The 25,531-nt window shown below is 69.9% G+C and carries 31 protein-coding genes; 12 read left to right on the top strand and 19 right to left on the bottom strand.

The window, feature by feature from the left end; translation table 11 throughout:
- Nucleotides 1–26 precede the first annotated feature (26 nt).
- From AB7F93_RS04070 to AB7F93_RS04085, 4 genes are all read left to right on the top strand, one after another.
- The gene (locus AB7F93_RS04070) at nt 27–800 is read left to right on the top strand and encodes a ParA family protein (protein WP_428301608.1); all 774 of its coding nucleotides are present in this window, start codon (nt 27–29) and stop codon (nt 798–800) included.
- Nucleotides 800–1,642, top strand: coding sequence for a ParB/RepB/Spo0J family partition protein (locus AB7F93_RS04075; protein WP_428301609.1), 843 nt, complete (start codon nt 800–802; stop codon nt 1,640–1,642). Before AB7F93_RS04070 ends, AB7F93_RS04075 begins: the two co-directional genes overlap by 1 nt.
- A gap of 341 nt (nt 1,643–1,983) precedes the next feature.
- Nucleotides 1,984–2,301: an H-NS family nucleoid-associated regulatory protein gene (locus AB7F93_RS04080; RefSeq protein WP_428301610.1), complete on the top strand. Its 318-nt coding sequence runs from the start codon at nt 1,984–1,986 to the stop codon at nt 2,299–2,301.
- A gap of 114 nt (nt 2,302–2,415) precedes the next feature.
- The gene (locus AB7F93_RS04085) at nt 2,416–2,823 is read left to right on the top strand and encodes an RNA-binding S4 domain-containing protein (RefSeq protein ID WP_428301611.1); all 408 of its coding nucleotides are present in this window, start codon (nt 2,416–2,418) and stop codon (nt 2,821–2,823) included.
- A gap of 98 nt (nt 2,824–2,921) precedes the next feature.
- On the opposite strand, the gene AB7F93_RS04090 is transcribed toward AB7F93_RS04085, so the two are convergent.
- The gene (locus tag AB7F93_RS04090) at nt 2,922–3,266 is read right to left on the bottom strand and encodes a DUF1820 family protein (RefSeq protein ID WP_428301612.1); all 345 of its coding nucleotides are present in this window, start codon (nt 3,264–3,266) and stop codon (nt 2,922–2,924) included.
- 68 nt (nt 3,267–3,334) lie between these two features.
- Nucleotides 3,335–4,033 (bottom strand): HAD family hydrolase, encoded by a 699-nt coding sequence (locus AB7F93_RS04095; protein ID WP_428301613.1) that lies wholly within the window; start codon nt 4,031–4,033, stop codon nt 3,335–3,337.
- Nucleotides 4,034–4,122: 89 nt separating this feature from the next.
- Here AB7F93_RS04095 and AB7F93_RS04100 point away from each other — a divergent pair, with 89 nt between their 5' ends.
- Both AB7F93_RS04100 and AB7F93_RS04105 read left to right on the top strand, forming a co-directional pair.
- Nucleotides 4,123–4,695 (top strand): peroxidase-related enzyme, encoded by a 573-nt coding sequence (locus tag AB7F93_RS04100; RefSeq protein ID WP_428301614.1) that lies wholly within the window; start codon nt 4,123–4,125, stop codon nt 4,693–4,695.
- A 5-nt stretch (nt 4,696–4,700) separates the two neighbouring features.
- The gene (locus tag AB7F93_RS04105) at nt 4,701–5,669 is read left to right on the top strand and encodes a quinone oxidoreductase family protein (protein ID WP_428301662.1); all 969 of its coding nucleotides are present in this window, start codon (nt 4,701–4,703) and stop codon (nt 5,667–5,669) included.
- 44 nt (nt 5,670–5,713) lie between these two features.
- Here the strand turns inward: AB7F93_RS04105 and AB7F93_RS04110 are convergent, their stop codons facing one another.
- Genes AB7F93_RS04110 through AB7F93_RS04120 form a run of 3 tightly spaced genes read right to left on the bottom strand, consistent with a single transcriptional unit; the run spans nt 5,714 to nt 7,400 of the window.
- On the bottom strand, nt 5,714–6,133 hold the full coding sequence (locus tag AB7F93_RS04110) for a DUF1841 family protein (RefSeq protein WP_428301615.1): 420 nt from the start codon (nt 6,131–6,133) through the stop codon (nt 5,714–5,716).
- On the bottom strand, nt 6,133–6,795 hold the full coding sequence (nth, locus tag AB7F93_RS04115; RefSeq protein ID WP_428301616.1) for an endonuclease III: 663 nt from the start codon (nt 6,793–6,795) through the stop codon (nt 6,133–6,135). Before nth ends, AB7F93_RS04110 begins: the two co-directional genes overlap by 1 nt.
- Complete coding sequence (locus tag AB7F93_RS04120; RefSeq protein WP_428301617.1) at nt 6,792–7,400, bottom strand: RnfABCDGE type electron transport complex subunit B; 609 nt, start codon at nt 7,398–7,400, stop codon at nt 6,792–6,794. Before AB7F93_RS04120 ends, nth begins: the two co-directional genes overlap by 4 nt.
- 279 nt (nt 7,401–7,679) lie before the next feature.
- Here AB7F93_RS04120 and AB7F93_RS04125 point away from each other — a divergent pair, with 279 nt between their 5' ends.
- Entirely contained in the window at nt 7,680–8,846 is a 1,167-nt protein-coding gene (locus AB7F93_RS04125) for a pyridoxal phosphate-dependent aminotransferase (RefSeq protein WP_428301618.1), read from the top strand.
- A gap of 18 nt (nt 8,847–8,864) precedes the next feature.
- Here the strand turns inward: AB7F93_RS04125 and AB7F93_RS04130 are convergent, their stop codons facing one another.
- Nucleotides 8,865–9,506: a DJ-1/PfpI family protein gene (locus tag AB7F93_RS04130; protein WP_428301619.1), complete on the bottom strand. Its 642-nt coding sequence runs from the start codon at nt 9,504–9,506 to the stop codon at nt 8,865–8,867.
- Nucleotides 9,507–9,660: 154 nt separating this feature from the next.
- On the opposite strand from AB7F93_RS04130, the gene AB7F93_RS04135 reads away from it, so the two are divergent.
- Together AB7F93_RS04135 and ligA are read left to right on the top strand one after the other, a co-directional pair.
- Complete coding sequence (locus tag AB7F93_RS04135; RefSeq protein ID WP_428301620.1) at nt 9,661–10,290, top strand: sulfotransferase family protein; 630 nt, start codon at nt 9,661–9,663, stop codon at nt 10,288–10,290.
- A gap of 15 nt (nt 10,291–10,305) precedes the next feature.
- Nucleotides 10,306–12,339 carry an NAD-dependent DNA ligase LigA gene (gene ligA, locus AB7F93_RS04140; RefSeq protein WP_428301621.1) on the top strand — a complete coding sequence of 678 codons (2,034 nt, stop codon included), beginning with the start codon at nt 10,306–10,308 and terminating at the stop codon, nt 12,337–12,339.
- A gap of 81 nt (nt 12,340–12,420) precedes the next feature.
- On the opposite strand, the gene AB7F93_RS04145 is transcribed toward ligA, so the two are convergent.
- The 12 genes from AB7F93_RS04145 to AB7F93_RS04200 all read right to left on the bottom strand — a co-directional run bounded on the left by AB7F93_RS04145 (nt 12,421) and on the right by AB7F93_RS04200 (nt 22,535).
- Nucleotides 12,421–14,025, bottom strand: coding sequence for a secretin N-terminal domain-containing protein (locus AB7F93_RS04145; protein ID WP_428301622.1), 1,605 nt, complete (start codon nt 14,023–14,025; stop codon nt 12,421–12,423).
- A 27-nt stretch (nt 14,026–14,052) separates the two neighbouring features.
- Nucleotides 14,053–14,388 carry a hypothetical protein gene (locus tag AB7F93_RS04150; protein ID WP_428301623.1) on the bottom strand — a complete coding sequence of 112 codons (336 nt, stop codon included), beginning with the start codon at nt 14,386–14,388 and terminating at the stop codon, nt 14,053–14,055.
- The gene (gspM, locus tag AB7F93_RS04155) at nt 14,373–15,053 is read right to left on the bottom strand and encodes a type II secretion system protein GspM (protein ID WP_428301624.1); all 681 of its coding nucleotides are present in this window, start codon (nt 15,051–15,053) and stop codon (nt 14,373–14,375) included. The genes AB7F93_RS04150 and gspM overlap by 16 nt, the downstream gene beginning before the upstream one ends.
- The gene (locus AB7F93_RS04160; RefSeq protein ID WP_428301625.1) at nt 15,050–15,661 is read right to left on the bottom strand and encodes a PilN domain-containing protein; all 612 of its coding nucleotides are present in this window, start codon (nt 15,659–15,661) and stop codon (nt 15,050–15,052) included. The genes gspM and AB7F93_RS04160 overlap by 4 nt, the downstream gene beginning before the upstream one ends.
- A gap of 2 nt (nt 15,662–15,663) precedes the next feature.
- A complete protein-coding gene (pilM, locus tag AB7F93_RS04165; protein ID WP_428301626.1) occupies nt 15,664–16,572 on the bottom strand; it encodes a type IV pilus biogenesis protein PilM in 909 nt (302 codons plus the stop codon).
- Nucleotides 16,573–16,642: 70 nt separating this feature from the next.
- A complete protein-coding gene (locus AB7F93_RS04170) occupies nt 16,643–17,068 on the bottom strand; it encodes a hypothetical protein (protein WP_428301627.1) in 426 nt (141 codons plus the stop codon).
- The gene (locus tag AB7F93_RS04175; RefSeq protein ID WP_428301628.1) at nt 17,065–17,862 is read right to left on the bottom strand and encodes a PulJ/GspJ family protein; all 798 of its coding nucleotides are present in this window, start codon (nt 17,860–17,862) and stop codon (nt 17,065–17,067) included. The genes AB7F93_RS04170 and AB7F93_RS04175 overlap by 4 nt, the downstream gene beginning before the upstream one ends.
- Nucleotides 17,859–18,404 carry a type IV pilus modification PilV family protein gene (locus AB7F93_RS04180; RefSeq protein WP_428301629.1) on the bottom strand — a complete coding sequence of 182 codons (546 nt, stop codon included), beginning with the start codon at nt 18,402–18,404 and terminating at the stop codon, nt 17,859–17,861. Before AB7F93_RS04180 ends, AB7F93_RS04175 begins: the two co-directional genes overlap by 4 nt.
- Nucleotides 18,394–18,837 carry a pilus assembly FimT family protein gene (locus AB7F93_RS04185; RefSeq protein ID WP_428301630.1) on the bottom strand — a complete coding sequence of 148 codons (444 nt, stop codon included), beginning with the start codon at nt 18,835–18,837 and terminating at the stop codon, nt 18,394–18,396. The genes AB7F93_RS04180 and AB7F93_RS04185 overlap by 11 nt, the downstream gene beginning before the upstream one ends.
- A gap of 38 nt (nt 18,838–18,875) precedes the next feature.
- On the bottom strand, nt 18,876–19,523 hold the full coding sequence (locus AB7F93_RS04190; protein WP_428301631.1) for a type II secretion system protein: 648 nt from the start codon (nt 19,521–19,523) through the stop codon (nt 18,876–18,878).
- 73 nt (nt 19,524–19,596) lie between these two features.
- Complete coding sequence (locus tag AB7F93_RS04195) at nt 19,597–20,826, bottom strand: type II secretion system F family protein (protein ID WP_428301632.1); 1,230 nt, start codon at nt 20,824–20,826, stop codon at nt 19,597–19,599.
- Nucleotides 20,827–20,828: 2 nt separating this feature from the next.
- Nucleotides 20,829–22,535, bottom strand: a complete 1,707-nt coding sequence (locus AB7F93_RS04200; RefSeq protein ID WP_428301633.1) for a GspE/PulE family protein — start codon at nt 22,533–22,535, stop codon at nt 20,829–20,831.
- A 184-nt stretch (nt 22,536–22,719) separates the two neighbouring features.
- Between AB7F93_RS04200 and AB7F93_RS04205 the strand changes: the two genes are divergently transcribed.
- The 3 genes from AB7F93_RS04205 to AB7F93_RS04215 are packed head-to-tail and all read left to right on the top strand — an operon-like array spanning nt 22,720 to nt 24,988.
- Nucleotides 22,720–24,111 (top strand): DegQ family serine endoprotease, encoded by a 1,392-nt coding sequence (locus tag AB7F93_RS04205; RefSeq protein WP_428301634.1) that lies wholly within the window; start codon nt 22,720–22,722, stop codon nt 24,109–24,111.
- A gap of 4 nt (nt 24,112–24,115) precedes the next feature.
- Nucleotides 24,116–24,712 (top strand): FMN-dependent NADH-azoreductase, encoded by a 597-nt coding sequence (locus AB7F93_RS04210; RefSeq protein WP_428301635.1) that lies wholly within the window; start codon nt 24,116–24,118, stop codon nt 24,710–24,712.
- Between the two features lie 51 nt (nt 24,713–24,763).
- The gene (locus AB7F93_RS04215; RefSeq protein WP_428301636.1) at nt 24,764–24,988 is read left to right on the top strand and encodes a BrnA antitoxin family protein; all 225 of its coding nucleotides are present in this window, start codon (nt 24,764–24,766) and stop codon (nt 24,986–24,988) included.
- Nucleotides 24,989–25,021: 33 nt separating this feature from the next.
- Here the strand turns inward: AB7F93_RS04215 and AB7F93_RS04220 are convergent, their stop codons facing one another.
- Nucleotides 25,022–25,405 carry a PIN domain-containing protein gene (locus tag AB7F93_RS04220; protein WP_428301637.1) on the bottom strand — a complete coding sequence of 128 codons (384 nt, stop codon included), beginning with the start codon at nt 25,403–25,405 and terminating at the stop codon, nt 25,022–25,024.
- Nucleotides 25,406–25,531 lie beyond the last annotated feature (126 nt).

The raw sequence follows: 25,531 nt of genomic DNA on the forward strand, positions 1-25,531 counted from the left end.
CGCCCGCGCCGCCGATCAAGACCTCCATGCCACGCATCATTGCCATCGCCAACCAGAAAGGCGGGGTCGGCAAGACCACCACCACCGTCAATCTGGCCGCCGGCCTCGCCCGTGCGCGCCAGCGCGTGCTGCTGATCGATCTCGACCCGCAGGGCAACGCCACCACCGGCAGCGGCATCGACAAGCGGGCCGCGAGCCCGTCCACGCTGGAGGTGCTGACCGGCGAGGCATCGCTCGGGGAAGCTCGCCGCACGGTGCCGGCCGGCTACGACGTGCTGCCGGCCAATGCGGATCTCACCGCCGCCAAGGTGCTGCTGCTGCAGGTGGACCGGCGCGAATTCCGCCTGCGGGACGCGCTCGCCACCGTGGCTGACGACTACCACTACGTGCTGATCGACTGCCCGCCCGCGCTCGACATGCTGACCGTGAACGCGCTCACCGCCGCGGGCTCGGTGCTGATCCCCATGCAGTGCGAGTACTACGCGCTGGAGGGTTTGTCGGACCTGCTCGACACCATCGCCGACATCGCCGCCAGCGCCAACCCCGGCCTGCACGTGGAGGGCGTGCTGCGCAGCATGTTCGACCCGCGCAGCCGTCTCGCGCGCGACGTGTCGGAACAACTCCAGAGCCATTTCGGCGAGCGCGTGTACCGCACCGTCATTCCGCGCAACGTGCGCGTGGCGGAGGCGCCGTCGCACGGCCAGCCGGTGCTCGATTACGACCGTGGCTGCGTCGGCACCACGGCCTTTCTCACGCTCGCCGGCGAGATGCTGCGCCGGCATCACCTGAAGGCCACCTGATGAGCCAGAAACGCGGACTCGGCCGCGGCCTCGAAGCGCTGCTGAGCAGCACCGCGCCGGCCGCCGCCGGCGAGCGGCTGGTGCGCCTGCCGGTCGAGCACATCGAACGCGGCCGCTACCAGCCGCGCCGCCACATCGGCGAAGAAGAACTCTCCGCGCTCGCCGACTCCATCCGCGCCCAAGGCGTGGTGCAGCCGGTGGTGGTGCGCAGCGTCGGCGAGTCGCGCTACGAGCTCATCGCCGGCGAGCGGCGCTGGCGCGCCTCACAGCTCGCCGGCCTGCACGAAATCCCAGCCATCGTGCGCGACATCGCGGACGACGCGGCGGCCGCCGTGGCACTGATCGAGAACATCCAGCGCCAGGACCTGAACGCCATGGAAGAGGCGGATGCGCTGGAGCGCCTGACGCGCGAGTTCGGCCTCACCCACGAGCAGGTGGCACGCGCCGTCGGCCGCTCGCGCGTGGCGGTGAGCAACCTGCTGCGCCTGCGCCAGCTCGTGCCCAAGGTGCGCGAACTCGTGGAACAGCGCCGGCTCGAAATGGGCCACGCGCGGGCGCTGCTCGCGCTCGAAGCTGCCGACCAGCTCGCATTTGCCGAGCGCGTGGTGGCGCAGGCGCTGTCCGTGCGCCAGACCGAGCAGATCGTTGCCCGCCACCTGCGCGGCGAGAAAGCGCCGCCTGCGGCACGCGCGCCGAGCGCCGACGTGCGGCATCTCGAAAAAGACCTCGCCGAGCGCCTCGGCGCTGCCGTCAGCATCGAGCACGGCCGCCGCGGCGGAAAGCTCGTCATTCGCTACAACAGCCTCGACGAACTCGACGGCATCCTCGGGCATATCCGCTAATTGCGATCCCGCCAGCGGGATCAACGCGCGTTGCATCGAGCCCGCGGCCGGCCGGCGACCTGCGAGGCAAAACACCTGACGCCGTGACGCGTGATTGGCCATGAGACCGGGTGCGTTCGGTGATTCACTGGCGACGCGAAATACGGTTCGTGTCGGGAAGCAATTCCCGATTCAAAGGCTGCCCGCGCGGATGCAAGATCGGGATCTCACGTGGCGATGTTCTTGTCATTGAATGCAGTAAGCCAGTCCCGGAATCAGGCACGCGGTTGATCTATTGTGACAGGCGTCTTTGTTGGATATAGTTCCCGGCGCTCGTTTCTTGTACCCGGAGATCATTTGCTATGGCCGTCAATCTTGCTAATTACTCTCTTAACGATCTGCAACAGCTGATTGTCGATGCGGAAAGCGCGCTCGAAAAGCGTCAGCGCGAGAAGCGCGCCGAGGTGGTGGCGCAGATGCGCAAGCTGGCCGCGTCGGTCGGCATCGATTTCGAGATCGTCGCCGCTGAGCCCAAGAAGCGCAGCTCGCGCAGCGCGGCTGCGGCCAAGTACCGCAACCCGGCTAACGCCAGCCAGACCTGGAATGGCCGCGGCCCGAAGCCGAAGTGGTTCAAGGCCGCAATTGCGTCGGGCAAGACCGCCGAGCAGCTTGCCATCTGAGGCCAGGCAGCCGCTGCCGGCGGCCTCTGTGTTGATCAAGACGCCGCTGCGGCTTAGTGCCCCGGCGGCGTTTTTTTGTGTCAGTCGGCGGGCGCGCGTGAACGGTGCTGGCCGGTGAGCGAGCGGGCCGGCGCCGATGCGGCGCAGCGCGTCGACAAGTGGCTGTGGGTGAGCCGGCTGTGCCGCACCCGCACGCTGGCGACCGAATCGGTCACTGGTGGCAAGGTGCGCGTCAACGGCTTGCCGGCGAAGCCCGCCCGTCTGCTGCGGGTGGGCGATGAGGTCAGCCTGCTGCGTGGCGGCGAGGCGATGACGGTGGTTGTCAGGGGCTATGCAGCGCAGCGCGTGTCGGCGCAAGACGTGCCGGCACTGTACGAGGAAAGGGCGGCGAGTCTGGCGGCGCGCGAGACGTTGCGGGCCGAGCGGGCCCTGAGCGGCCACAGCGGCTACCTCGGCAAGGGGCGGCCCGATAAGCGGGAGCGCCGCGCCCTGCAACGGCTTAAGGAGACCGAGGACGATTAAGCCGCGCGCGGTGGTCGAATCTTGCGTGCGCGGGATGTTGTGCGTGCCGCGGCGCGGATCAGTCAGCGCGCCGGCGGGGTGGATCATGCAGGCGCGGATCAGTCCTTGCCGCGCCCGCCGGGCGTGTAGATCGGCGACGGCAGATACGCCACCTTGGCGTCGTCCGACAGTGTGCTGATCTTGTTTGCGCCTTCCTTGTCCACTTCGTCGATGCGCACCACGGCGTGCATCGGAATGAACGTCGTCTTCACGTGCTCGAACTCGCTCTTGAGGCGCTCCTCGGACGGATCGATCAGCAGTCCGCCTTTCTCGCCGAACACGAAACCGCCGACTTCGATAAAGCCGAACATGCCGCCCTGACTGACTTCCGTCGCGTGCAATTCGTACAGCTTGCCCTGGCTGTGGAACATGACCTTGTAGATGCGTTTCTTGCGGACTGCCATGCGCTTACTCGCTGGGAATTTAGGATGAGGCTCGGATTATAGGGACCGGCGGCCGGCGCGCAGGGCGCTCACAGCGCGCCCTGTTCCAGCAGCGCGAACAGGCCGTGCAGGTCGCTGACCTCGGCGTCCGCGGCGGCGCCGCCCGGCCATGCCTTGCCGTCGCGGTTGACCCACACCGTGCGCATGCCGGCCGCGCGTGCGCCGTGCACGTCGCGCGCGGGATCGTCGCCCACGTGCAGCACCTGCCCGGCCGGCACGCCCGCAGCGGCGCTCGCGGCATCGAAGATCGCCGGGTGCGGCTTGGCCACGCCCGTGTCGCGCGCGGTGACGCAAAACCGCAGCAGGCCGTCGAGGCCAATGCGCGCGATGTCGGCGTTGCCGTTGGTGAGCGCGCCCAGCGTGAAGCGCGGCGCGAGCGCGTGCAGCACCGGCAGCACGTCGGCGAACAGCTCGACCTCGTTGCGCGCCTGCCACATCACGGCGAAGGCGCCGTCGGCCGCGTCCCGCCCATAGCCGCAGTGCTCGGCCGCCTGCGCCAGCGATTCGCGGCGCAGGGCGCTGAGATCGTGCGCAAGCTCCGGGCGCGCGTGGACGATGCCGTCGCGCAGCGCGCGCAGGTCGGCCGGCGAGTAGCGCTCGGGCAGGCGTGGGTAGTGTTCGGCCAGCCAGGCGTGCATCAATTGCTCGGCGCGCGCGATGACGGGGTCGATGGCCCACAGCGTATCGTCGAGATCAAACGTGATGGCGAGAATCGGCGCCGGGCGCATGGCACTTGATCGGGTGGGGCAGCAGCCGACAAGATGGCGCCGGAATCCCGTGTTTTCAAGCGCGCCCTGCGGGCGCAATCGGAGGAGTGATGGCCAAGGACACGATCATGGCGCTCGATCTGCCGGAGCCGAAACCCGCGCCGGCGGAACTCAAGGCCCAGTTCGAGACGGCGAAGGAGCGGCTCGGCTTTGTCCCGAACGTGCTGCGCGGCTACGCGCACGCGCCGGACCGGCTCGCCAACTTCACCGCCATGCGCGACGGCCTGATGGCGAGCGAGTCCGGTCTCACCAAGGCCGAGCGCGAGATGATCGCCGTGGTGGTGTCGTCGCTTAACCGTTGCCACTACTGCCTGGCGAGCCACAGCGCCACGCTGCGCAAGCTGACCGGCGACCCGCCGCTCGCCGACACGCTGGCCATGAACTACCGCGCCGCGAAAATCACCGACCGCCAGCGCGCCATGCTGGACTTCGCCGAGCGCCTCACGCAGGCGCCCGAGACCATCGACGACACCGACCGCGAGCTGCTGCGCGAGCAGGGCTTCAGCGAGCGCGACATCTGGGACATGGCCGAGATCACCGGCTTCTTCAACATGACCAATCGACTGGCGGCCGCCACCGGCATGGAACCGAACCGCGAGTACTACGACCTGAACCGCCGATGAGCACCCTGCAGGCCATCGAAGTCGCCACGCCGGGCGGGCCGGAAGTCCTGCGCCTGGTGGAGCGACCGCTGCCCGAACCGGCTGCCGGCGAGGTGCGCGTGCGCAACGCCGCCTGCGGCGTCAACTTCATCGACATCTACCACCGCACCGGCTTCTATCCGCAGCCGCTGCCGTTCGTGCCGGGGCTCGAAGGCGCGGGCGTGGTGGACGCCGTCGGGCCTGGCGCTGCGCGCTTCAAGCCGGGCGATCGGGTGGCGTATCCGAACGCCAGCGGCGCGTACGCGCAGCAGGTCTGCATCCCGCAGGACCGCCTGGTGCCGGTGCCGGACGGGCTGGAGCTGGACATCGCCGCCGCCGCCATGTTGCAAGGGCTTACCGCCCACAGCCTCACGCACAGCGTGTATGCCATCCAGCCCGGTGACACGGTACTCATCCACGCCGCCGCCGGCGGCGCCGGGCAGATGCTGGTGCAGATGGCGAAGCTGCGTGGCGCGCGCGTGATCGCCACCGTGTCCACCGAGGCCAAGGCGCAGATCGCGCGCGAGCGCGGCGCCGACGAGGTGATCCTGTACTCGACTGACGATTTCGTGGCCGAGACGCGGCGCCTGACGGACGGCGCGGGCGTGCACGCGGTGTACGACTCGGTCGGCGCCAGCACGTTCCTGAAGGGCTTCGACGTGCTGCGCCGGCGCGGCACCATGGTGTTGTTCGGCCAGTCGAGCGGCCCCGTTGAGCCGATCAGCCCGCTGCTGTTGCTGCAAAAGGGCTCGCTGTTCCTGACCCGGCCGACCCTGTTCGACTACATCGCCGAAGCCGACGAACTGGCCGCGCGGGCACACGACCTGCTCGGCTGGCTGGCGGCCGGACGCATCAGTCTGCACATCGACCGCCGCCTGCCGCTGGCCGAGGCCGGGCTGGCGCACACACTGCTCGCGAGCCGCGCCACCACGGGCAAGCTGCTGCTGATGCCGTGACTCGGCGCCCGGGCTGTTCTCCAGGCCGGGCCTGACACGCACCGCTACAGCCCGCGCAGCGCCTCGCGGTAAGCGTCCATGTCCGGCGCGCGGCCGGCGCGCTGCGCCTGCCACAGTTCGAGCGCCAGGCAGTCGATCAGCCGGTGCTCGGCGGCGTGCGCGTCCCCCAGACGTTTGGCAAGACGCGCGTGCGCCTGCACGGCCTCCGGCGGCAGGCGCGTCGCGAGCTGTTCGCGCACTGCCAGATGCAGGCCCATGTGCAGGTACGGATTGGTGCGCCCGTCGCTACCATCGAATTCCTGCGCCGCCGCGTCCGGCGCCAGCACGAAGTCCTGGTACTCCGGGTGCAGCGTGAGCACGTTCGCGATGCGCTGCTGCTGCATGTCCAGCGGCAGGCCGTCCTGGTGCCGCTGCCAGGCTTCGGCGTAGGCGCGGCGCAGGCTGTCGCGATCCTGCCCGAACATCAGGCGGCCTTCGTGTTGGCCGCGGCGATGGCGGCGGCCTTGTCCGGCCACTCGCACAGGTCCGCGATCGGGCACTGCCCGCAGCGCGGCTTGCGTGCGGTGCACGTGTAGCGGCCGTGCAGGATCAGCCAGTGGTGCGCGTCGTGGCGGAATTCGGGCTCGGTGACCTTCAGCAGACGATCCTCCACCTGCCGCACCGTCTTGCCCGGCGCGAGCCCGGTGCGGTTGGCGACGCGAAAGATGTGCGTGTCGACGGCGATGGTCGGCTCGCCGAAGGCCGTGTTCAGCACCACGTTGGCGGTCTTGCGCCCGACGCCGGGCAGTGCCTCCAGCGCCTTGCGCTCGCGCGGGACCTCGCCGCCGTACTGGTCGACCAGAATCCGGCAGGCCTTGATCACGTTCTCGGCCTTGCTGTTGAACAGGCCGATGTGGCGGATGTGCCGCTTGAGGCCGTCCACGCCCAGCGCCAGCACGGCGGCGGGCGTGTTCGCGACCGGAAATAACGTGGCGGTGGCGAGGTTCACGCTCTTGTCGGTGGCCTGCGCGGACAGGATCACCGCCACCAGCAGCTCGAACGGCGAGCTGTAGTGCAGTTCGGTGGTCGGCGCCGGCATCGCCGCGCGCAGGCGCTCGTAAATCTGCCGGCGCTTTGTCGCGTTCATGCGCCGCGCGCCGCCAGCAGTGCGCGCGCCCGGGCGAGCGCGGTCTGCACGTCGGGCGACTGGCCGGGCGACACGGTCGCAGGCGCGCGCGGCGGCGCCTCGTGCTCCGCCGCGAGGCGCCGCTGGCGCGCCTCGTAGCGGCGGCGGTTCACGGCCGCGCGGGTGGTGCGCTCGGCGCCGGTCGGCTCCGGCTGTGCCAGCAGGTGGATGCAGTCCACCGGACACGGCGCCACGCACAGGCCGCAACCGTTGCACTCGGCCGCGATCACGCCGTGCAGGCGCTTGGCGGCGCCGACGATGGCGTCCACCGGGCAGGCCTGGATGCACTTGGTGCAGCCGATGCAGACGTCCGGATCGATCCACGCCCGCTGCGACGGCGGCGGGGCGCCGCAGGCCGGATCGAGCGCCCGCATCGGCCGGCCGAGCACCGCCGCCAGCGCGGCGATGACCGCGTCCCCGCCCGGCGGGCAGCGGTTGATGTCGCACTCGCCGGCGGCCAGCGCCTGCGCGTACGGCTGGCAGGCGGCGTAGCCGCAGCGTGCGCACTGCGTCTGCGGCAGGAGCGCGTCGAGGGTGTCGGCGAGGGATGCGGTGGCGGCGGGCATGACGCGCATTTTAGTGATCCGGCCGGTTTGGTGTCCGCGCCCTCTCCCGGCCTTCGGCCACCCTCTCCCACGCGTGGGAGAGGGGAAGAGTCCGGCCCGATCGCGCGTATTGCGCCCTGCCACACGTGCGAGAGGGGTATCGCTTGCGGCAGCCGTGTTTTCTCCCCTCTCCCGCAAGCGGGAGAGGGGCGGGGGAGAGGGCGTCACGCCGCGCGCCAGCGGCGCTCGGCAGCGCTTCGACTAGACTGCGGCGGTCCCCGCCGCCAACCCCGCCACCGCATGACTGACCGCTTCCGACCCGCCGACCGCATGGCGGACATCGCCCCATTTCACGTCATGGAAGTCATGGGCCGCGCCCAGGCCGCCGCGGCCGCCGGGCGCGACATCGTGCACATGGAAGTCGGCGAGCCGGATTTCTCGACCGCCGAACCCATCGTCGAGGCCGGCATCCGCGCGCTGCGCGACGGCCACACGCACTACACGCTGGCGCTCGGCCTGCCGGCGCTGCGCGAGGCGATCGCGGACTTCTACCGCACGCGCCACGGCGTGGCGGTGGACCCGCGGCGGGTCGTCGTCACGGTCGGCGCCTCGGGCGCGCTGCAAATGGCGCTTTGGGCGCTGGTCGGGCCGGGCGACGAGGTACTGCTCACCGATCCCGGCTACCCGTGCAACCGGCATTTCGTGCAACTTGCGGGCGCCGTGCCGGTGGACTTGCCGGTCGGCCCGGACAGCAACTGGCAGCCGACCGCCGTGCAGATCGAGGCGGCGCTCACACCCCGCACGCGGGCCGTGCTGCTGGCCTCGCCGGCCAACCCGACCGGCGCCGTCATCGACCGCGCGGAACTCGCCCGGATCGCCGCGCTGCTGCGCGCGCGCGGCGTGGCGCTGATCGCCGACGAGATCTACCACGGCCTCATCTACGGCGCGGACACCTGCACGGCGCTGGCGTGTGATGCCGACGCCGTGGTGGTGAACAGCTTTTCCAAGTACTTCGGCATGACCGGCTGGCGTCTGGGCTGGCTGGTGGTGCCGGACGCGCTGCTGCGCAGCGTGGAAAAGCTGGCGCAGAACCTGTTCATCTCGCCGCCGACGCCGGCCCAGTACGCGGCGCTGGCGGCGTTCGAGCCCGGCACGCTCGCGCTGCTCGACGCGCGGCGGGACGAATTCCGCGCCCGGCGCGATCTGCTGCTGCCGGCGCTGCGCGAGCTGGGTTTCGACATCCCGGTCACGCCGCAGGGCGCGTTCTACATCTACGCCGGCTGCGAGCGCTTCGCGGCGGACAGCTTCGATTTCTCGCTGCGCCTGCTGGACGAGGCCGGCATTGCCGCCACGCCCGGCCTCGACTTTGGCCGCCACACGGCGCGCAGCCACCTGCGCTTTGCCTACACCACCTCGGCCGAGCGCATCGCGGACGCCATCGCACGGCTGCAACGGCTGCTCGCGTGAGCGGCGGCGCCGGGGCGATCAGGCGGCCATCATGGCGGCGAGCGCGGCCTGCGCGCGCTCCAGGGTCTGCGGGTCGGCCAGATCCGGCCGGCCGGTGCCGTAGGGCGGTTGCGGCGCGTATTCCATGACCAGCTCCAGCACCTTGCCGGTCTCGGCGCCCATCCAGTGGCCGGCCACGGCGATGCCGAAGTCCACGCCGGCGGTAATGCCGCCGCCGGTCAGGCGGTTGCGGTCGATGCAGATGCGATCGTCACTGGCTTCGGCGCCGAAGCCCGGCAGCGCATCGCGCGCGCTCCAGTGCGTCGCCGCCCGATAGCCCTTGAGCAGACCGGCGGCGCCCAGCAACAGCGCGCCGGTGCACACGCTGCACACCCACCGGGCGCGCGCGCCGCGGTCGGCCAGAAACGCCGCCAGTTCGGCGTCGCCCAGCAGGTCCAGCGTGGGCTTGCCGCCGCCGCCGGTCACCAGCACGTCGGGATCGGACCAGGCGTCGGCGAAGCCGTGCGTGGCGACCACACTCAGGCCGCAGTCGGACCGAACGGCGCCGGGTGTGCGCCAGACGTACTGGATGTCGAATCCGGGCAGAAAACTCCACGCCTGCACCGGGCCGACCAGATCCAGCGCCGTCATGCCGGGGTATACGAGGGCCACAACCTTCATGGGGGATTCTCCGTGTGGGGGCGCCCGTGACACGCGGGCCCGGCGAGCATAGCCCGGTTATCGTCATCCGGACCGCGCGCCGCGCGGGAGCCACGGCTCGCCAACCGGGCCACAATGCGCGCCCTGCCCAGTAACCCCACCGCCCTCACCCGCCATGACGCTATCCCTCATCGGTGCCGGCTTCGGCCGCACCGGCACACTGTCGCTGAAACTCGCGCTGGAACAGCTCGGCTTCGGCCCGTGCTACCACATGAACGATGTGTTCTCGCACCCCGGCCACGCGCAGCGCTGGCGGGACGCGTTTCGCGACGGCGGCGCCGACTGGGATGACCTGCTGCGCGGTTTCGCGTCGGCCGTGGACTGGCCGCCCGCGCATTTCTGGCGCCAGCTTGCGGCGCATTACCCGGCCGCGCGGGTGATCCTCACCGTGCGCGACCGCGACGCGTGGTACGAGAGCATCAGCAGCACCATCTTCCCGGCGCAGCGCCGGCCGTTGCCGCCGCCGGATGACCCGCACTACGCGCAGCTGGTGATGCCGCGCGAGCTGATCCTGCACGGCACGTTCGGGCGGGTCGAGGACAAGGCGCACGTGCTGTCGATCTACGACGCGCACAACGCCGCCGTGCGGGCGGCGATCGAGCCCGCGCGCCTGCTGGAGTACGACGTGAAGGACGGCTGGGCGCCGCTGTGCGCGTTTCTCGGCGTGCCGGTGCCGCAGGCGCCCTTCCCGCGTAGCAACACGCAGCAGGAATTCATCGACCGGCTGAAGAAGCCGGGCGTCTAGCAGGCGGGCGACGGCATGGACCAGGCCAAGGCCAGCGCGCGCATCGAGGCGCTGCGGCGCGACATCGAGGCGCACGCCCACCGCTACTACGTGCTGGATGCGCCGAGCATCCCGGACGCCGAGTACGACCGGCTGTTCCAGGAATTGCAGGCGCTGGAGGAGGCGTTCCCCGCGCTGGTGCGGGCGGATTCGCCCACGCAGCGCGTGCTGGGCGCGCCGCTTGCGCAGTTGAAACCGGTCCGCCACGCGGTGCCGATGCTGTCCATTGAGACCGAGCGCGACACCGGCGAGGGCGCCGCGCAGCGCTTCGATGCGCGGGTCCGCCGGGCGCTGGAACTGAGTGATGACGACCCGCCGGTCGAGTACGCGGCCGAGCTGAAGTTCGACGGCCTCGCCATCAACCTGCGCTACGAGCGCGGCCTGCTGGTGCAGGCGGCCACGCGCGGCGATGGCGAAACCGGCGAGGACGTGACGCACACCATCCGCACCGTGGGCCAGGTTCCGCTGCGCCTGCGCGGCGTGGCCGCCGAACTCGTCGACGTGCGCGGCGAGGTGTACATGCGGCGCGACGCCTTCGAGCGGCTGAATCAACAGCAGCTCGCCGCCGGGCAGAAAGCCTTCGTGAACCCGCGCAACGCCGCCGCCGGTGCCGTGCGCCAGCTCGATGCGCGCATTGCCGCCGCGCGGCCGCTGAGCTTCTATGCCTACGGCGTGGGCGAGGTGCGCGGCTGGCCGCTGCCGGACACGCATGCGGGGCTGCTGGACGCGCTCGCCGCGGCCGGCGTGCCGGTGAACGGCGAGCGGCGCGTGGTGCGCGGCGCGGACGGGCTGATCGCGTTCCACCAGCGCATCGCGGCGCTGCGCGCGGCGCTGGCGTTCGACATCGACGGGGTGGTCTACAAGGTCAACGCGCGCGCGCTGCAGCAGCAGCTCGGCTTCAAGTCGCGCGAGCCGCGCTGGGCGCTGGCGCACAAGTTCCCGGCCGAGGAGGCCGTGACCGTGCTCGACAACATCGAGGTGCAGATCGGCCGCACCGGCGCGGTGACGCCAGTGGCGCGCCTGGCGCCGGTGTTCGTCGGTGGCGTCACGGTCACCAACGCCACGCTGCACAACGAGGACGAGCTGCGCCGCAAGGACGTGCGCATCGGCGACAGCGTGATCGTGCGCCGCGCCGGCGACGTGATCCCGGAGATCGTCGGCGTGGTGCCGGAGCGCCGCCCGGCCGACGCGCGGCCGTTCCAGATGCCGGCGCAGTGCCCGGTGTGCGGGTCGGACATCGTGCGCCTGGCGGGCGAGGCGGCGTCGCGCTGCACCGGCGGCCTTTTTTGCCCGGCGCAGGTGAAGGGCGCCATCGCGCACTTCGCCGGCCGCCGGGCGATGGACATCGACGGGCTCGGCGACAGGCTGATCGAGCAACTGGTGGACCGCTGCCTGGTGCGCAGCGTGGCCGATATTTACGCCCTCGACGCGGCGACGCTGGCCAGCCTCGAACGCATGGCCGAGAAATCGGCCTCCAACCTCGCCGCCGCCATCGCGGCCAGCAAGCAGACCACGCTCGCGCGGTTCATCTACGCGCTCGGCATCCGCCACGTCGGCGAGGCCACGGCGGCGGCGCTCGCGGCGCACTACGGCGATCTCGCCCCGTTGCTCGCGGCCGACGTCGAGGCGCTCACCGCGGTGCCGGACGTGGGGCCGGTGGTGGCGCAGAGCATCCACGGCTTCTTCGGGCAGGCGCACAACCGCGAGGTGATCGAGCGCCTGCGCGCGGCCGGCGTGCACTGGCCGGCGGCCCAAGCGCGCCCGGGCGCGCAGCCGCTCGCCGGCAAGACCTTCGTCATCACCGGCACGTTCTCGCAGTCGCGCGATGTGCTCACCGAGGCCCTGCAACATCTGGGCGCCAAGGTGGCCGGCAGCGTGTCGAAGAAGACCGACTTCGTGGCGGTGGGCGAGAACGCCGGCAGCAAGGCCGACAAGGCGGCCGAGCTCGGCATCGCGACGCTCGACGAGGCGGCGTTGCTGGCGCTGCTGGCGCAGGCGGGCGGCGAGTAGGACGGCATGCCGGGCCGATTGGCCCTGTGCCGCGACGAGTCGATCTGAACAAGGGCAGGCCAGCCCTTGTTCAACGGCCTGTCAAGGATGCAGGCCCGGCGGCGGGAAGTCGTAGTCCTGAAACCGTCGCTGGGTGGCTTCGAGGTCCGGGTTCCAGTCGTGCGGGTCGCGGATCAACGTGGTCTTGATCAGCACCACCAGCTCGCGCTTGGCGCTGCCCTGGCTGGTGTTGCCGAACAGTTGCCCAAGCACCGGGATGTCGCCCAGCAGCGGCAGGCGGTTCTTGCTGTCGTCGTAGGTCTGGCTCATCAGGCCGCCGATGGCGACCACCTGGCCGTCCTTGAGGCGCACCACGCTGTCGGTTTCCGAGATGCTGCTGGAGGCCAGCGGCAGGACGAAGCTGCCGAGGTCGCCGAGCTCGATTTCCTTGCGGTTCTCGCGCACCAGGCTCACCGACGGGCGTACATGCAGGGTGATGGTGTCGTGGTCGTCGATCTGCGGCGTCACGTCGAGCGCGATGCCGGAGAAGAACGGCTGCACCACCACGTTGGGCGGCGTGGCCGGCGTGCCGAGCGTGGCCACGGTGCCGCCGGTGACTTCGGTCACGAAGAAATCGTCGCGGCCCACCTTGAGCACGGCTTTCTGGTTGTTGGTGGCGGCGATGCGCGGGCTGGACAGCACGTGCACGGTGCCCTGGCTTTTCATCAGGTTGATGATGGCGCCGAAGTTGCCGTCGTTGAAGGCCAGGCCGAACACGGCCCCCTCCGCCCCAGGCACCGCGCCGGTGAGCATCTGGTCGACGCTGCCGAGGGGGTTCACCAGCGTGCTGCCGTCCGGGTTCAGGCCGTTCACGCCGAAGCCGAGCTTGCCGTCGCTTTGCAGCGTGGCCCAGTTGATGCCGGACTGGAAACTGTCGCTCAGGCTCACTTCCAGAATCTTGGCTTCCAGCATCACCTGACGGGCGCCGATCAGTTCGGTCTGGCTCAGGAACTTCTCGACCGTGTGCAGGTTGGCGGGAGTCGCCTTGACCACCACGGTGCCCGACTGCGGGCTCACCACCACGGTGCCGCGCTCGCCGACGATGGCGGTCAGCGCGGACTTGATCTCCTTCCAGTAGCGCGAGTCGGTCAAGGTCTTGATGCTGCTGGTTTCGAGCGAGCGCGAGGCGCCGGGGTCGTCGTTCTGGCTGCCGCCGCCGGTCATGCTGATCGAGCCGGACACCACGCGTATATCGGACGTGCCCAGGCGCTGCATGGCCAGCGAGTTGAGCTGGTAGATGCGCGTCTGCTCGGCCGGCGAGGGCACGATGACGCGCGTGCCGTGCACCTCGTACTCGTATCCGTAGAGCGCGCGGATCGCCTCCATCGCCTCCGGCAGGGTGACGTTCTTGAGGTTCAGCGTCAGCGTGCCGGTAACGTCCGGGTGCACCAGCATGCTGTACGGCGTGCCGGTGACGATGCCCATGAACACCTCGGCTGCCGGGGCGTTGTTGACCGTCAGGCTGAAGCGGTGCTGCGGGATGGCGGGCCTGGCCGGTGTCGGTGTCGGCGCAGGCGCCGGCGCGGCGACGGCGGGCGGCGTGGGCGGCGCTTTCATCGCATCGTTGACGGCATGCTTGCCGCGCTCGCCGAACGGCGTGGCGCACCCGGACAGAAACACCGACGCCAAGACGAGTCGTTTGTACATCCACGGTCTCCCTGATTGCCGGCGCATCTAGCGTGCGGTTGTCGATGGTTGTGCGCGCATGCGCGGGTCGAGCAGATAAACCCGGCGCGTGCCCGAAGAGCCGACAAGGACAATGTGGTCCTCGTGGATGGCCGCCAGACGCCCGCCGCTGACGGTGTCGCCAAGACGCGCCACGGTGCCGTCGTACCACGCCACCGATCGCAGGCCGTCCACGCGGACCCAGGCGAGCTGCGCCGCCGCGCCAACGCTACCCGCCTGCGCGGTGGCAGCCGGTGCTGGCGGGGCGGTCGGGTCGAATGCCCCCGCGGGTGCGCCCAGCAGCACGCCGGCCATGAGGGCGCCGAGCGCTATAGCTCTGACCATTCCGGCGTCCGGCTGATGCTGTCGAGTTTCAGCGTGAGTTCGATGCGGGGGTGGTGTGTTGCATCGAGGCGCACCGATTCCCAGCGCACCGTCCAGGCGACTCGTTCGAGCTGCCCAAGATAGGCCGTGAGGTCCGCATAGCTGCCCGCCACGCGCAGCGTGATGCCGTGTTTGAAGAATGTCTCCGCGTGCGGCGGCGCGGTCGGCCCGGCCGGCCCGGCCGGATCGGTCAGCGGGGCAGGCACGGCGGGTTTCGCGGCGTCGGTGAACAGCTCCAGCAAGGTCAGTTGCGCCTGCTGGGCGAGGAGCGCCCTGAGTAAGGCCGTCGCCTCGCCGGGGCCGAGCATGCGCCTTTGCAGGGCTTCGATGTCTTTCTCCACCGCCGCGATGGCGTCTGCGGTTTGCGCCATCTCGCTGTCCTGGCCGGCCTGGTTGGCGTTTTCGGCCTGCGCCAACTGCTCGCGCAGCGGGTCGAGTTCGGCGTTGAGCTCGCTGACGGTCTGGCGCATGAGTTCCTGCTGCTTGAGCGAAGGCTCGATCAGGCCCACGTACAGGACGGCGAGCAGAACGGTCGCCACGGCGCCGAATACCAGCAGGCGTTCACGAAACGTCAGGTTGTCGATACGCATCGACAGCGCCTGCCATTGCTGCTGGAGCGGACTCACGGAGCCGGACCCGCGCTTGGGTTGATGGTGAATGCAACGCCCGGCAGCGGCTTGTCGACCTCGGCTTCGTCGGTCGACTTGGTGATGCTGACGCCGGTCATCGAGAGCCCATGCAAGGCTGGCCGGCTGGACAGCAGGACCAGGTAGTCGGGGATTCTTGTCGCCTCAAGGGCGCGGCCGTCGAGCCGGAAACCATCGCGCCGGAACTCGATGCCGGTGAGCCAGACGCCCGGCAGTCCCTGCACCGCGAGCGCCCGCAGCTGGGGGGAAAACCCAACCGCCTGCGGCCCGCCGCCGAGCGCGTCGCGCAATGCCTGCACGTCGGCCAGCCGCGCCTTGAGTGCGGCCAGTGCCTGCGCGCGCTGATCAGCCGGCGTCAGGCCCTCCGGGGTGGGCTCGTTGAGCGCGTCGAGCGCCGTTTGCACTTCATCACGCGCCGTCTGCGCCGCTTGCATCTGACCCCGCAGCGCGTGGGTCTGCCACGCCACCGAAGCGTAGGCGACCAGGCCGAGCGCCAGCAGGCCACCCAGCAGAAGGATGAAATTGCGGCTCGAAAAGCGCACCCGCGGCGTCAGCAACTGCGGGCTCAGCAGGTTGATCTGCTGCATGCTCACAGGTCCACCGACTCGCGCCGCAGCGCCCCGCCGAGCGCAAACCAGCAAGCGGACAGCGTGTTCGGTTCCGGTAGCGCGCCGCCGAACGCAGGGCCGAGATCGGCCACTTCGAGCGGCAGATAGAGGTGCTGTCGCAACGCGTCGGGCAAGTGGGTCATGGCCGGTGGCGGCGCAAGCACGATGCGGTCGAGCCGCCAGGCGTTGTGATGCCGGTCGATGTAATCGAGGCTGCGCTGCAGTTCGAGCGCGAGCCCCTGAAGCGCCGCTTCGATGTCGGCGCCGTCCCGACCGGTCAGGCCTTCCTGATTGAACTGTACGCGGCGGTGAAAACACAGCTCGCCATTGCGCGTCACCGTGAGCAATCCACCGCGCGCGGTCAGCGACAGCAATGCCAGCGGCCGGTCGGGCGTTTCGAGCAGCGCCGCGAGGTTGCGCTGGGCCAGCTCCGGGATGTCGATCGCGTCCACCGCAACGCCGGCCTGCTCGGCCAGCGTCAGGTAGCGCCGCAGCACGTCGTTGTGAGCCACCACGGCGAGGAGCTTGTTGCCGACGGCGGCGCTGCCGGTGCCGAGCCGAATGACATCGACTGTGACGTCGTCAAGCGGCACCTCGATGAGATCCTTGATTCGCCACCGCACGGCGAGTGTCAGCTCCTGCGGGGGTACCGGCGGCGCATCGATCGGCAGCAACTGATACTCGCCCGGCCCCAACACCAGGCTGACGGGTACCGGTGCCTGGGCGAAACGTGACCAGGCCTTGACTGACCCGCCCTCGCCGACGTGGTCGGCACACGCATTCAGGGACGGCCGGCCGTCATGCCAGGTCAGTTCGGCATGCGACAGTGAGCCGCCGACTTGCAAGGCCAGGCGGCCGGCGACTGGTTTTGTCCTGCGCCAGGAAAACACGTGCGTGCGGCAGCTCCTGCCAAAAAAACGCCGCGGAGTATACCGATACAGCAGCCGCGCACCGCGGCGGTCAGCGGCTGAACAGGCCGCTGCGTGTTCGCTCCGTGTAATCAGGGCCGGCCGCAGTACCGCCCACGGTGGCGGTGGCAGTAATCGCGTACACCGTGATGGTGCCCGGTCCGGGTAGGGACGGCTCCGTTGTGGGCGACGCCGTGCAGGTGACGGTGATGCGCACGCCGGGGTAGGCCGCCAGGGCGGGCAGCACCGTCGCCGCCGGGCATACGGGTGCGGGTGTACTGCGCAGCACACGGTGCGCGCCCCATTCGAGGCCGGTCTGCGCCGCCAGCTCGACCACGCGGCCGGAGCGCTCCAGCAGGCCTCCCGCGGCCTGGGCGCTGACCATCGATGTCACCCACGCCGCCAGCGCCGCGAGCACGGTAATCAGGACGATGGCGGCGATCAGCGCGAAGCCGCCCTGGGCTTGGGGCCGGTTCATGGCGGGGTTTCCACCTGGATGGTGTCGGCGAGGGTCAACCGGTCGCCGTTGGCGAAAAAGCCGATCTCCACGGCGACTGTCTGCGCCCGGCGCCGTGTACCGACGAACTCGGCCGCCCGGCAGCGCTGGATGCCGGTCGCCACCAGGTCGTTCTGGGCGCCCGGGCCAAACGCCGTCGGCTGCGCCGCGCCCGGGTTGCCGTAGTTGCTGTAGCGTCGCAGGGTGCCGGTGGTCGGATCGCAGGCGTAGCTGACGGGGCTGGTGGCGATCTGAAAGTGCCGGTCCGGTGCATCCGCCGCAAACACGTGGGCGGCGTGCTGGAGGGTGGCCGCGAGGCCCGGCGGGCCGGTGTAGGCGGCGCGGCTCGTGCCGCCCCAGACGTCAGCCGCGGGCAGGTGGTTGTTGACGACGACCCAGTCCCCGGCCTGCGTCTGTACGGGTGGGCCCAGCACGTCGAAGCCGGTGTCCGGCACGCCGAAGCTCAGCACGTTACCGGCGCCCGCGGCGCGGTACCGGCCCTGGCTGCGCACGGGCAGGACTTCCAGCCAGAAGCGCCCGCCGGCGTTGATGACGCGCGCGCTGTTCGGCACCGCGCGGGCGATGTCCTGGCGCAGCTTGGCCAGGGTCAGGTCGCCCGCCGCGGCGAGGTCGGTGCGCCGCTCGGCCTCGAAGTAGCTGGTGATGGGGCCGCGCAGGAAGCCGGCCGAGGCGCCCGCGAGCACGCCGAGCACGGTGATGACGACCACCAGCTCGATCAGGGTGAATCCCTGCGTGGCGCGGCGGGCGGCAGTCATGTGGTTGGCGCGTGACGGATCCGCACCGCCCGCAGGCGCACCGGCGCTGTGTTCGCGGGCGTCACGGTGATCATCACCAGCAGCGTGTCGGCGGCCGGCACGCCGGCAATGGCACCGGCTGCCTGCACCGTCACCTGGGCGGCGTAGCCTGGCAGGTTGGCCACCGCGCTGGCATCCGGAAAGGCGATGGGCGCCGGCCCAAAGCCGGCATAGTCGTTGACGTTGTCGAACGGCAACGCGCCACCGCGCGTCTCGCCCGGCTCCGGGCCCAGGGTTTCGGGCAGAGCCGCGCAGGCGGCGGCGCTGGTCGCCGTGGCGGCGGCGGGGTCGTTCGGATCGCAGAAGGTGAACGGCTGCGCCATGATCTCGTCCATCAGGCCGGCCGCGATCGCCTGCGCCTGCTTGTTGGGCAGGATGGCCGCCGACTGGCGGCCGAGGTTGCCCATCACGGACACGATGGTGCTGGCCGCGATGCCGACGATCACGATGAACACCAGCAGTTCGATCAGCGTCACGCCGCGCTGTGAACGCTCACTGCACACGGCCGGTTTCGCGGCTGATGACGATCGGCACGGTGCCGCCCACGGTGAGGTTCAGGGTCGTGTTGGGTACCGGTCGGCCCAGGGCGTCGAACCGGAAGCCGAGCGCGGGCACGAGTCCCACGCCGCCCGGCAGGGTAACGACGTAGGCGTTGCCCGCCCCAGGGCGGCTGACCGGCGTTGTGCAGGCGGCGCCCGGGGTTGGGGTTGGGTTTACGTTCAAGGCCACACTCGTCGGCGCGATAGCCACGCAGACCTCATGGTTCTTCGCCATCGCCACCCGCTGTGCGTAGCGCAGGGCCGCGCGGACCTCTGCCGCGCCGCCCCGGGTGTTGAACGCGTCCCGATTGATCATGCGCGGCATGGCCACGGCGGCGAGGATGCCGGCGAGCGTGAGGACCGCGACCAGTTCGGCCAGGGTGTAGCCGCGGTCCATGGCGTTGCCGAATCAGGCTCGCGCCGCAGCCTGCCGGGTCAGCAACCGGTGGTAGTGACGGCGCTGACCAGTGCGGCGGCGTTGGCGGCCGGGGCGGTGTACGTGAACGAGCAGGTGGCGGGTGCAGTGCCGCCGTTGACGCGGACGGTCAGCACCGAACCGGCGGCCGCACCACCACCGGTGGTGGACATCTGCTCCGCCGTGAGTGCCGCAGCGGTGGCCGGGAAGACCGACGTCAAGCCCGCCGCGCTGGCGATGCCGTTCAGGTTGGCCGTTGGGTAGCCGTTCACGATCTGCACGCGCCCGGATTCCGTGCACACGTTGGTGGTGTTGTTGGCGGTGGCGGGGCCCACGCCAAAATTCGCCGGGCAGGCGGCCGGATCCGCCACGCCGCCTCGGGTGAGGGCCGCGCCGTGGATCATCGCGGCTGCCGCCTGCACGGCGCCACGCGCCGCGTTCAATTTGGCAATCCGCGCGTCGCGCTGAAGATTGGTGAAGCGCGGCAGCGCCACGGCGGAAAGAATGCCCAGGATGACGATGACCACGATCAGTTCGATCATCGTGAAACCGCTCTGGTGCGAGAGGCCGGCAATTTGGCGTTTGTTCATCGGTGACTCCAACGGCGTTACTTGCGCACTGCGCTTGGGGAGGCGCTGGCGCAAGCAATGTATCGGCGCGTAGCGCAAGGCCTTGAGGGGGTGTGTCAGGATTGCCACCTGGGCTGCACGCCGGGGTCCGCGTGGCGAGGGGCCGGGCTTCTCAGTGGCCGAAAGTCTTGGAGCCAAGATCCCAGATCGGCAGGAATACGCCGAGCGCCAGCACCAGCACCATGGCGCCGAGGGCGACGATCAGAATCGGCTCGATCTGCTGCGACAGGGTGGAGATCTCGTACTCGACCTCCTGTTCGTACATGACGGCGACTTCCTGCATCAGGTCGTCGAGTTCCGCCGTTTCCTCGCCGACGGCAAGCATTTGCAGCACCACCGGCGTGAAGATGCCGGTCAGGGTAGCCGTGCGCAGCAGTGGCTCGCCGCGCTCGGTGCCGTCTCGCATGCTGGCGATCTTGTCGGCGTAGTAGCGGTTGCCGGCCACCGCCGACACCACCGACAGCACCTGCAGGATGGGCAGCCCGGAACGCATGGCGAGCGAGAAACTGCGCGCAAAGCGCGCCAGTGAAGCCTTGCGCAGAATCTTGCCGACGATCGGCAGGCGCAGCTTCTGGCGGTCCCAGGCGTAGCTACCGGACGGACTGCGCATCCAGGCCCGCACGCCGAGCGCCGCCGCCGCGCCGCCGACCAGCAGCAGAGTGAAGTTGTTGCGCGTGAAGTCGGACATGCCGATCAGGATGCGCGTCATCAGCGGCAGGTCGGCCTGCATGCCGGCGTAGACCTTGGCGAAGGCCGGAATCACGAACAGGTTGATCACGCCGACCGCCACCAGCAGCGCCACGATGACGAAGATCGGGTAGCGCACCGCTGCCTTGACCTTCTCGCGCGAGCGCCGTTCGAATTCCAGGTGCACGGCCAGGCGGTCCAGCACCTCATCGAGGCGGCCGGTTGCCTCGCCGACGCGGATCATCGCGAGGTAAAAGCCGTCGAAGATCTTCGGGTGTCGGGCCAGGCTGACCGACAGCTCGCGGCCCTGGCCGAGGCTGTCCGTGACGTCGCGCAGCACGTCCGCGAATGTCGGGTTGACGCTCGACTCGCCGAGGCTGCGCAGCGCGCGCAGCGCCGGCACACCCGCGCGCAGCAGCGTGTGCAACTGGCGCGAGAACAGTTGCAGTTCCACGAGGCCGACCGATCGCGCCCGGTTCACGCCGAGCACGGCGCCGAGGCTGAGGTCGGCCTGCTGCGGCAGGGCGCGAATGTCGAGCGGAATCAGGCCGGCCGCGAGCAGGTGGTCGGCCACCTCGGCCGAGGTGGCACCCTCGGAACGGCCTTTCTGCAGCTCCCCTTGCGCGGTGCGGGCCTGGTAGATGAACAGCGCCATCGTCACTCGTCGGTCTGGTTGCTGATCCTGATGGCTTCGGCCAGCGTCGTCTTGCCGGCTGCCGCCAGTGCGAGCGCGCTGTGGGCGAGGGTTTGCCCTGCCATGGCCGCGCGCGCCGCGGCCAGGAATTCGCCGGGATCGGCCTGGTTGGCGGCGGCCGCGAGCGCGGGCGTCATCTCCAGCATCTCGTACACGCCAAGGCGTCCGCGGTAGCCGGTGTGATTGCACTGCGGGCAGCCGGCGCCGGCGTGAAACGCCAGCGCCCCGGAGCCCTCAATGCCGACCCGGCCAAGCCACGCGGCCTCGGTCGCGGTGACGGCATGCGGCTGCGGGCAGTGCCAGCAGATCTGCCGTACCAGGCGCTGCGCAATGACGGCCTGCAACGCTGTGGCCACCATGTAGCGCGGCGCGCCCATGTCGAGCAGGCGCACCGGTGTCGATACGGCGTCGTTGGTATGCAGGCTCGAGAACACAAGGTGGCCCGTCACAGCGGCGCGAAGACCGATCTGCGCTGTTTCCGAATCGCGCATTTCGCCCACCAGCACGACGTCCGGATCCTGGCGCAGGATGGAGCGCAGCGCCCTGGCGAAGCTCATGTCGATCTTGTCGTTGACCTGCACCTGCATCAGGCCCGGCAGGCGGTACTCGACCGGATCCTCGACCGTGATCAGCTTGCGGTCCGGGCTGTTCACCGCGGCCATGGAGGCGTACAGCGTGGTGGTCTTGCCGCTGCCGGTGGGGCCGGTGACCAGCACCAGGCCATTGGGGCGGGCGATGATGTCGCGGTAGCGCGCCAGCATGGCCGGCGGCATACCGATGTTGTCGAGATCGACCAGGCCGCCGTCGGCAGCGAGCAGGCGCATCGCCATCGACTCGCCGTACTGCGTCGGCAGCGTCGACAGGCGCACGTCCAGTACCCGGCCCTTTACCGTCATCTGAAAGCGGCCGTCCTGCGGCAGACGCTTTTCCGAGATGTCGAGGCCGGACATGATCTTCAGGCGCATCGCCAGCGCGCTGGCAACGGTCAGATCAGCCTCGGTCTGGCTGTGCAACACGCCATCGATACGAAACCGGATCCGCAGCTTGCGCTCATGCGGCTCGATATGAATGTCGGACGCCCTCACCTGCAGTGCGTCCTCGAACACGGATTGCACCAGACGGGCCACGGGCGCATCGAGGCCGCCGGCCTCGCCGCTTATCGCATCCAGTAACGCGTCGTCGTCGTCCTTGAGTGACTGTTCCAGCTCGCGCGTGTAGCCGGTGATTTCTTCCGTGTTGCGGTAGTGGCGGTCGTAAGCGCCGAGCAGGTCGCCCTCGGTCACCACGGCAATCTGGATCTGCCGGCCGGTCAGGCGGACGAGCTCGTCGTAGGCGAACAGGTCTCCCGGATCGGTCATGCCGACCGTCAGGCGATCGTCGCTGAGGCGGAGCGGTATCACCCGCAGGCGGCGCGCCTGACTTTCCCCCAGCAGGCGCAGCGCGCTGGCCTCGATGGGCGCGACCTTCAGGTCGACATACGGCAGGCTGAGCTGATTCGACAGCGCCCGCGCGATGGCCTCTTCGGTGACCAGCTGCGAATCGATCAGAACATGACCCAGCCGGCGGCCGGTGCGCTTCTGCTCGGCGAGCGCCGATTCGAGCACGCCGACCGAGATCAGCCCTTCCTTGACCAGCAAGTCACCCAGGCGAATTTTTTCCGGCCGACCCATTGTCGATCCCGCACGAAAGCCACAGATGGACCCTATATCGGCCGGCCGGCCGGCAAGTTCAGTCCCCCCGGACCGGCGGCGCCGGAACTAACTTCGTTCGCGGCAGGTCTCACGCGACAATCCGATCGCCGTGCCACGGCGGATTCCGGTTTTTTGGGCCACGTGCCCTGGTCATGGAGGTTGTATGTTCGCTGCGCGTTGCCTGTGTGCGGTGTTGTTGCTGGCCGTAGTCGCCCCGGTGCGCGCCGCGCTGCCGGAGTTCACGCAACTGGTCAAGGACGTGGGCCCGGCGGTGGTCAACATCTCGACCACGCAGAAGGCACGCCAGCAGGAGATGTTCCCGGGCTTTCCGATGGACCCGGACGACCCGCGCAGCGAATTCTTCCGGCGCTTTTTCGGCGCCCCGCCGGGCGGTCAGCAGCCGCAGGCCCGCTCGCTCGGGTCCGGCTTCATCATTTCGTCTGACGGCACGGTGCTGACCAACGCGCACGTGGTGAAGGACGCCGACGAAATCCTGGTCAAGCTCTCCGACCAGCGCGAGGAGCCGGCGGAGCTGGTGGGACTAGACGAGCGCACCGACGTGGCGGTGCTGCGCATCAAGGCCAAGGGCCTGCCGGCGGTGAAGATCGGCAATTCGGATCGCCTGGAAGTCGGCGAGTGGGTGCTCGCCATCGGCTCGCCGTTCGGCCTCGAACACACCGCCACGTCCGGCATCGTGAGCGCCGTCGGCCGCACGCTGCCGAGCGACGCCTACGTGCCCTTCATCCAGACCGACGCGGCGGTCAACCCGGGCAATTCTGGCGGGCCGTTGTTCAATACCCAGGGCGAGGTGATCGGCATCAACTCGCAGATCTACAGCCGCTCCGGCGGCTACATGGGCCTGTCGTTCGCCATCCCGATCAACGTCGCCATGCGCGTGGCGCAGCAGATTCAGAGCACCGGCCACGCCGCGCACGGCTACCTTGGCGTCACCGTGCAGCCGGTGACACCGGCGCTGGCCCAGTCGTTCGGGCTCGACAAGGCGCGCGGCGCGCTGGTGGCGAACGTGGCCGCGGACAGCCCGGCGGCGAAGGCGGGCATCGAGGCCGGTGACGTGATCCTGAGCTTCAACGGCCAGACACTTGGCAACGCCGGCGACCTGCCGCCGCTGGTCGGCAGCACCAACGTCGGGGATTCGGCGGCGCTGCGCGTGCTGCGCGACGGCAAGGAGCGCACCGTCAACGTGAAGATCGCGGCCCTGTCGGACGACGGCGCAAGCGCACCGGCCGGCAAGCCGGCAGCGCAGGCCAAGGGCGGCCGGCTCAAGCTGGCGGTAGTGGATCTCGACCCGGCGCAGCGCCAGCAGCTCGACGTACCCAAGGGCGGCGTGCTGGTGATGGCCGTGGGCGATGGTCCGGCGGCACGGGCGGGCCTCGCGCGCGGCGACGTGATCCTGCGTCTTGGCGACAGCGCCGTGAAGGACGTTGCCGACTTCAAGGCGCTGGTGGACAAGCTGCCGGCCGGGCGCGCGGTGCCTCTGCTGGTGCAGCGGCGCGGCAACCCGCTGTTCCTGGCGCTCACCGTGCCGAAGGACTGACCCCGTGGCGCGGCTGCTGGTGATCTCGTTCACGCCCAAGGGGCCGCTGTCGCGCACGCGGCGGCTGCTCGACGCCTGGCTCGCCCGGCGGCGTGCCACCGACCCCGCCCTGGACGTGAACGAGGTGGACCTGGTCAATACCGAGCTGCCGCCGGTCGACGGGCCGGTGGCGCTCGCCAAGGGCAGCGTCGCCGCCGGCTCGCAACTCGCCGCCACGCAGCAGCGCGCCTGGGATGCCATCACGCCGTGGGCGCGCGAGTTTCTGGCCGCGGACGAGGTGGCCATCGCCGCGCCGATGTGGAACTTCGGCCTGCCGTACCCCGTCAAGCATTACCTCGACGTCATCGTGCAGCCGGGCCTGCTGTTCCGCTACACCGCGCAGGGGCCGCAGGGCCTGTGCGCCGGCAAGCCGCTGACGCTCGTCACCACCCGCGGCAACGCCTATGCCGACCTGCCGCAGGTGAACTTCCAGACCAACTACCTGCGCTGGCTGTGCGAGTTCATCGACTGCCGCTACGCCGAAGTGGTGGCCGAGGGGCTCGACGTGCGCGGCCCGGAGGCCGGGGAGCAGGCGCTCGCGGAGCGGATCGCGCGCCTGTAGCGTCGCCGCGAAACCGTACGGCGAGGCGCCGTCAAATTAGGGTAGCCGCCCATGAAAGCCGAATATGACCTCGCAAAGATGAAGTCCCGCAAGAATCCCTACGCCGCCAAGCTGAAAAAGCCGGTGACGATGCGGTTGGGCGAGGACGTGATCCAGTACTTCAAGGCGATGGCCGAAGAGGCCGGGGTTCCGTACCAGAGCCTGATCAACCTGTACCTGCGCGACTGCATCGCGCAGCACCGGAAGATCGAGATTTCCTGGCAGACCAGGCGCTGACCGGGCGACGCGGCCCGCCTGGTCGGCCATGGCTCACTCCAGCAAGCGATGCGTCGTCAGTCGGGCGGCCTTTTTGTGGAACGTTAGCGTCGTTTCGCACTCAGCCTGCTGGTGCAGGATGCCGATCAGGCAATCGGCAAAGTCGGCCGCGCCGGCCGAAAAGGCGTTCAGCGCCGCCCGCACCCGCGGCGCATCCTGAATCCTGATCTCCTCGCTCGTGAGCGGCGTGCGGAGTACCTCGCCCAGCATCTGCCGCGGGTAGCCGTAGCCGCGCTCCAGCACCCACAACAGCTTCGCCAGGACCAGGTGCGACACGTACCCCGGTTGCCCGCGGCTGCCCCGGTGCTCGATGCAATCGTCGGCCAGCGCGCTGTGCGCCGCATCGTCCCGCACGATGTAGCGCAGGCCGATGCCCACGCGGAAGATCAATACGAGCAGTTCGCCGCCTGGCGGCGAGCGCTGCTGGAGGCCGAAGGGGCGCAGGCCAATGTACGCGCGTTGGAGGATGCGGCGCGGGCACTCCCGAAGCCAAAAAACTAGCTG

The sequence above is a fragment of the Immundisolibacter sp. genome (assembly GCF_050250495.1).
In the GTDB taxonomy this organism is placed as follows: domain Bacteria; phylum Pseudomonadota; class Gammaproteobacteria; order Immundisolibacterales; family Immundisolibacteraceae; genus Immundisolibacter.

Excerpts from the sequence above, each read along its gene's own strand:
- AB7F93_RS04070 (WP_428301608.1), top strand. The coding sequence starts at position 27 with ATGCCACGCATCATTGCCATCGCCAACCAGAAAGGCGGGGTCGGCAAG.
- AB7F93_RS04075 (WP_428301609.1), top strand. The coding sequence starts at position 800 with ATGAGCCAGAAACGCGGACTCGGCCGCGGCCTCGAAGCGCTGCTGAGC.
- AB7F93_RS04080 (WP_428301610.1), top strand. The coding sequence starts at position 1,984 with ATGGCCGTCAATCTTGCTAATTACTCTCTTAACGATCTGCAACAGCTG.
- AB7F93_RS04090 (WP_428301612.1), bottom strand. The coding sequence starts at position 3,266 with ATGGCAGTCCGCAAGAAACGCATCTACAAGGTCATGTTCCACAGCCAG.
- AB7F93_RS04095 (WP_428301613.1), bottom strand. The coding sequence starts at position 4,033 with ATGCGCCCGGCGCCGATTCTCGCCATCACGTTTGATCTCGACGATACG.
- AB7F93_RS04100 (WP_428301614.1), top strand. The coding sequence starts at position 4,123 with ATGGCCAAGGACACGATCATGGCGCTCGATCTGCCGGAGCCGAAACCC.
- AB7F93_RS04110 (WP_428301615.1), bottom strand. The coding sequence starts at position 6,133 with ATGTTCGGGCAGGATCGCGACAGCCTGCGCCGCGCCTACGCCGAAGCC.
- nth (WP_428301616.1), bottom strand. The coding sequence starts at position 6,795 with ATGAACGCGACAAAGCGCCGGCAGATTTACGAGCGCCTGCGCGCGGCG.
- AB7F93_RS04120 (WP_428301617.1), bottom strand. The coding sequence starts at position 7,400 with ATGCCCGCCGCCACCGCATCCCTCGCCGACACCCTCGACGCGCTCCTG.
- AB7F93_RS04125 (WP_428301618.1), top strand. The coding sequence starts at position 7,680 with ATGACTGACCGCTTCCGACCCGCCGACCGCATGGCGGACATCGCCCCA.
- AB7F93_RS04130 (WP_428301619.1), bottom strand. The coding sequence starts at position 9,506 with ATGAAGGTTGTGGCCCTCGTATACCCCGGCATGACGGCGCTGGATCTG.
- AB7F93_RS04135 (WP_428301620.1), top strand. The coding sequence starts at position 9,661 with ATGACGCTATCCCTCATCGGTGCCGGCTTCGGCCGCACCGGCACACTG.
- ligA (WP_428301621.1), top strand. The coding sequence starts at position 10,306 with ATGGACCAGGCCAAGGCCAGCGCGCGCATCGAGGCGCTGCGGCGCGAC.
- AB7F93_RS04145 (WP_428301622.1), bottom strand. The coding sequence starts at position 14,025 with ATGTACAAACGACTCGTCTTGGCGTCGGTGTTTCTGTCCGGGTGCGCC.
- AB7F93_RS04150 (WP_428301623.1), bottom strand. The coding sequence starts at position 14,388 with ATGGTCAGAGCTATAGCGCTCGGCGCCCTCATGGCCGGCGTGCTGCTG.
- AB7F93_RS04160 (WP_428301625.1), bottom strand. The coding sequence starts at position 15,661 with ATGCAGCAGATCAACCTGCTGAGCCCGCAGTTGCTGACGCCGCGGGTG.
- AB7F93_RS04170 (WP_428301627.1), bottom strand. The coding sequence starts at position 17,068 with ATGAACCGGCCCCAAGCCCAGGGCGGCTTCGCGCTGATCGCCGCCATC.
- AB7F93_RS04175 (WP_428301628.1), bottom strand. The coding sequence starts at position 17,862 with ATGACTGCCGCCCGCCGCGCCACGCAGGGATTCACCCTGATCGAGCTG.
- AB7F93_RS04185 (WP_428301630.1), bottom strand. The coding sequence starts at position 18,837 with ATGGACCGCGGCTACACCCTGGCCGAACTGGTCGCGGTCCTCACGCTC.
- AB7F93_RS04195 (WP_428301632.1), bottom strand. The coding sequence starts at position 20,826 with ATGGCGCTGTTCATCTACCAGGCCCGCACCGCGCAAGGGGAGCTGCAG.
- AB7F93_RS04200 (WP_428301633.1), bottom strand. The coding sequence starts at position 22,535 with ATGGGTCGGCCGGAAAAAATTCGCCTGGGTGACTTGCTGGTCAAGGAA.
- AB7F93_RS04205 (WP_428301634.1), top strand. The coding sequence starts at position 22,720 with ATGTTCGCTGCGCGTTGCCTGTGTGCGGTGTTGTTGCTGGCCGTAGTC.
- AB7F93_RS04215 (WP_428301636.1), top strand. The coding sequence starts at position 24,764 with ATGAAAGCCGAATATGACCTCGCAAAGATGAAGTCCCGCAAGAATCCC.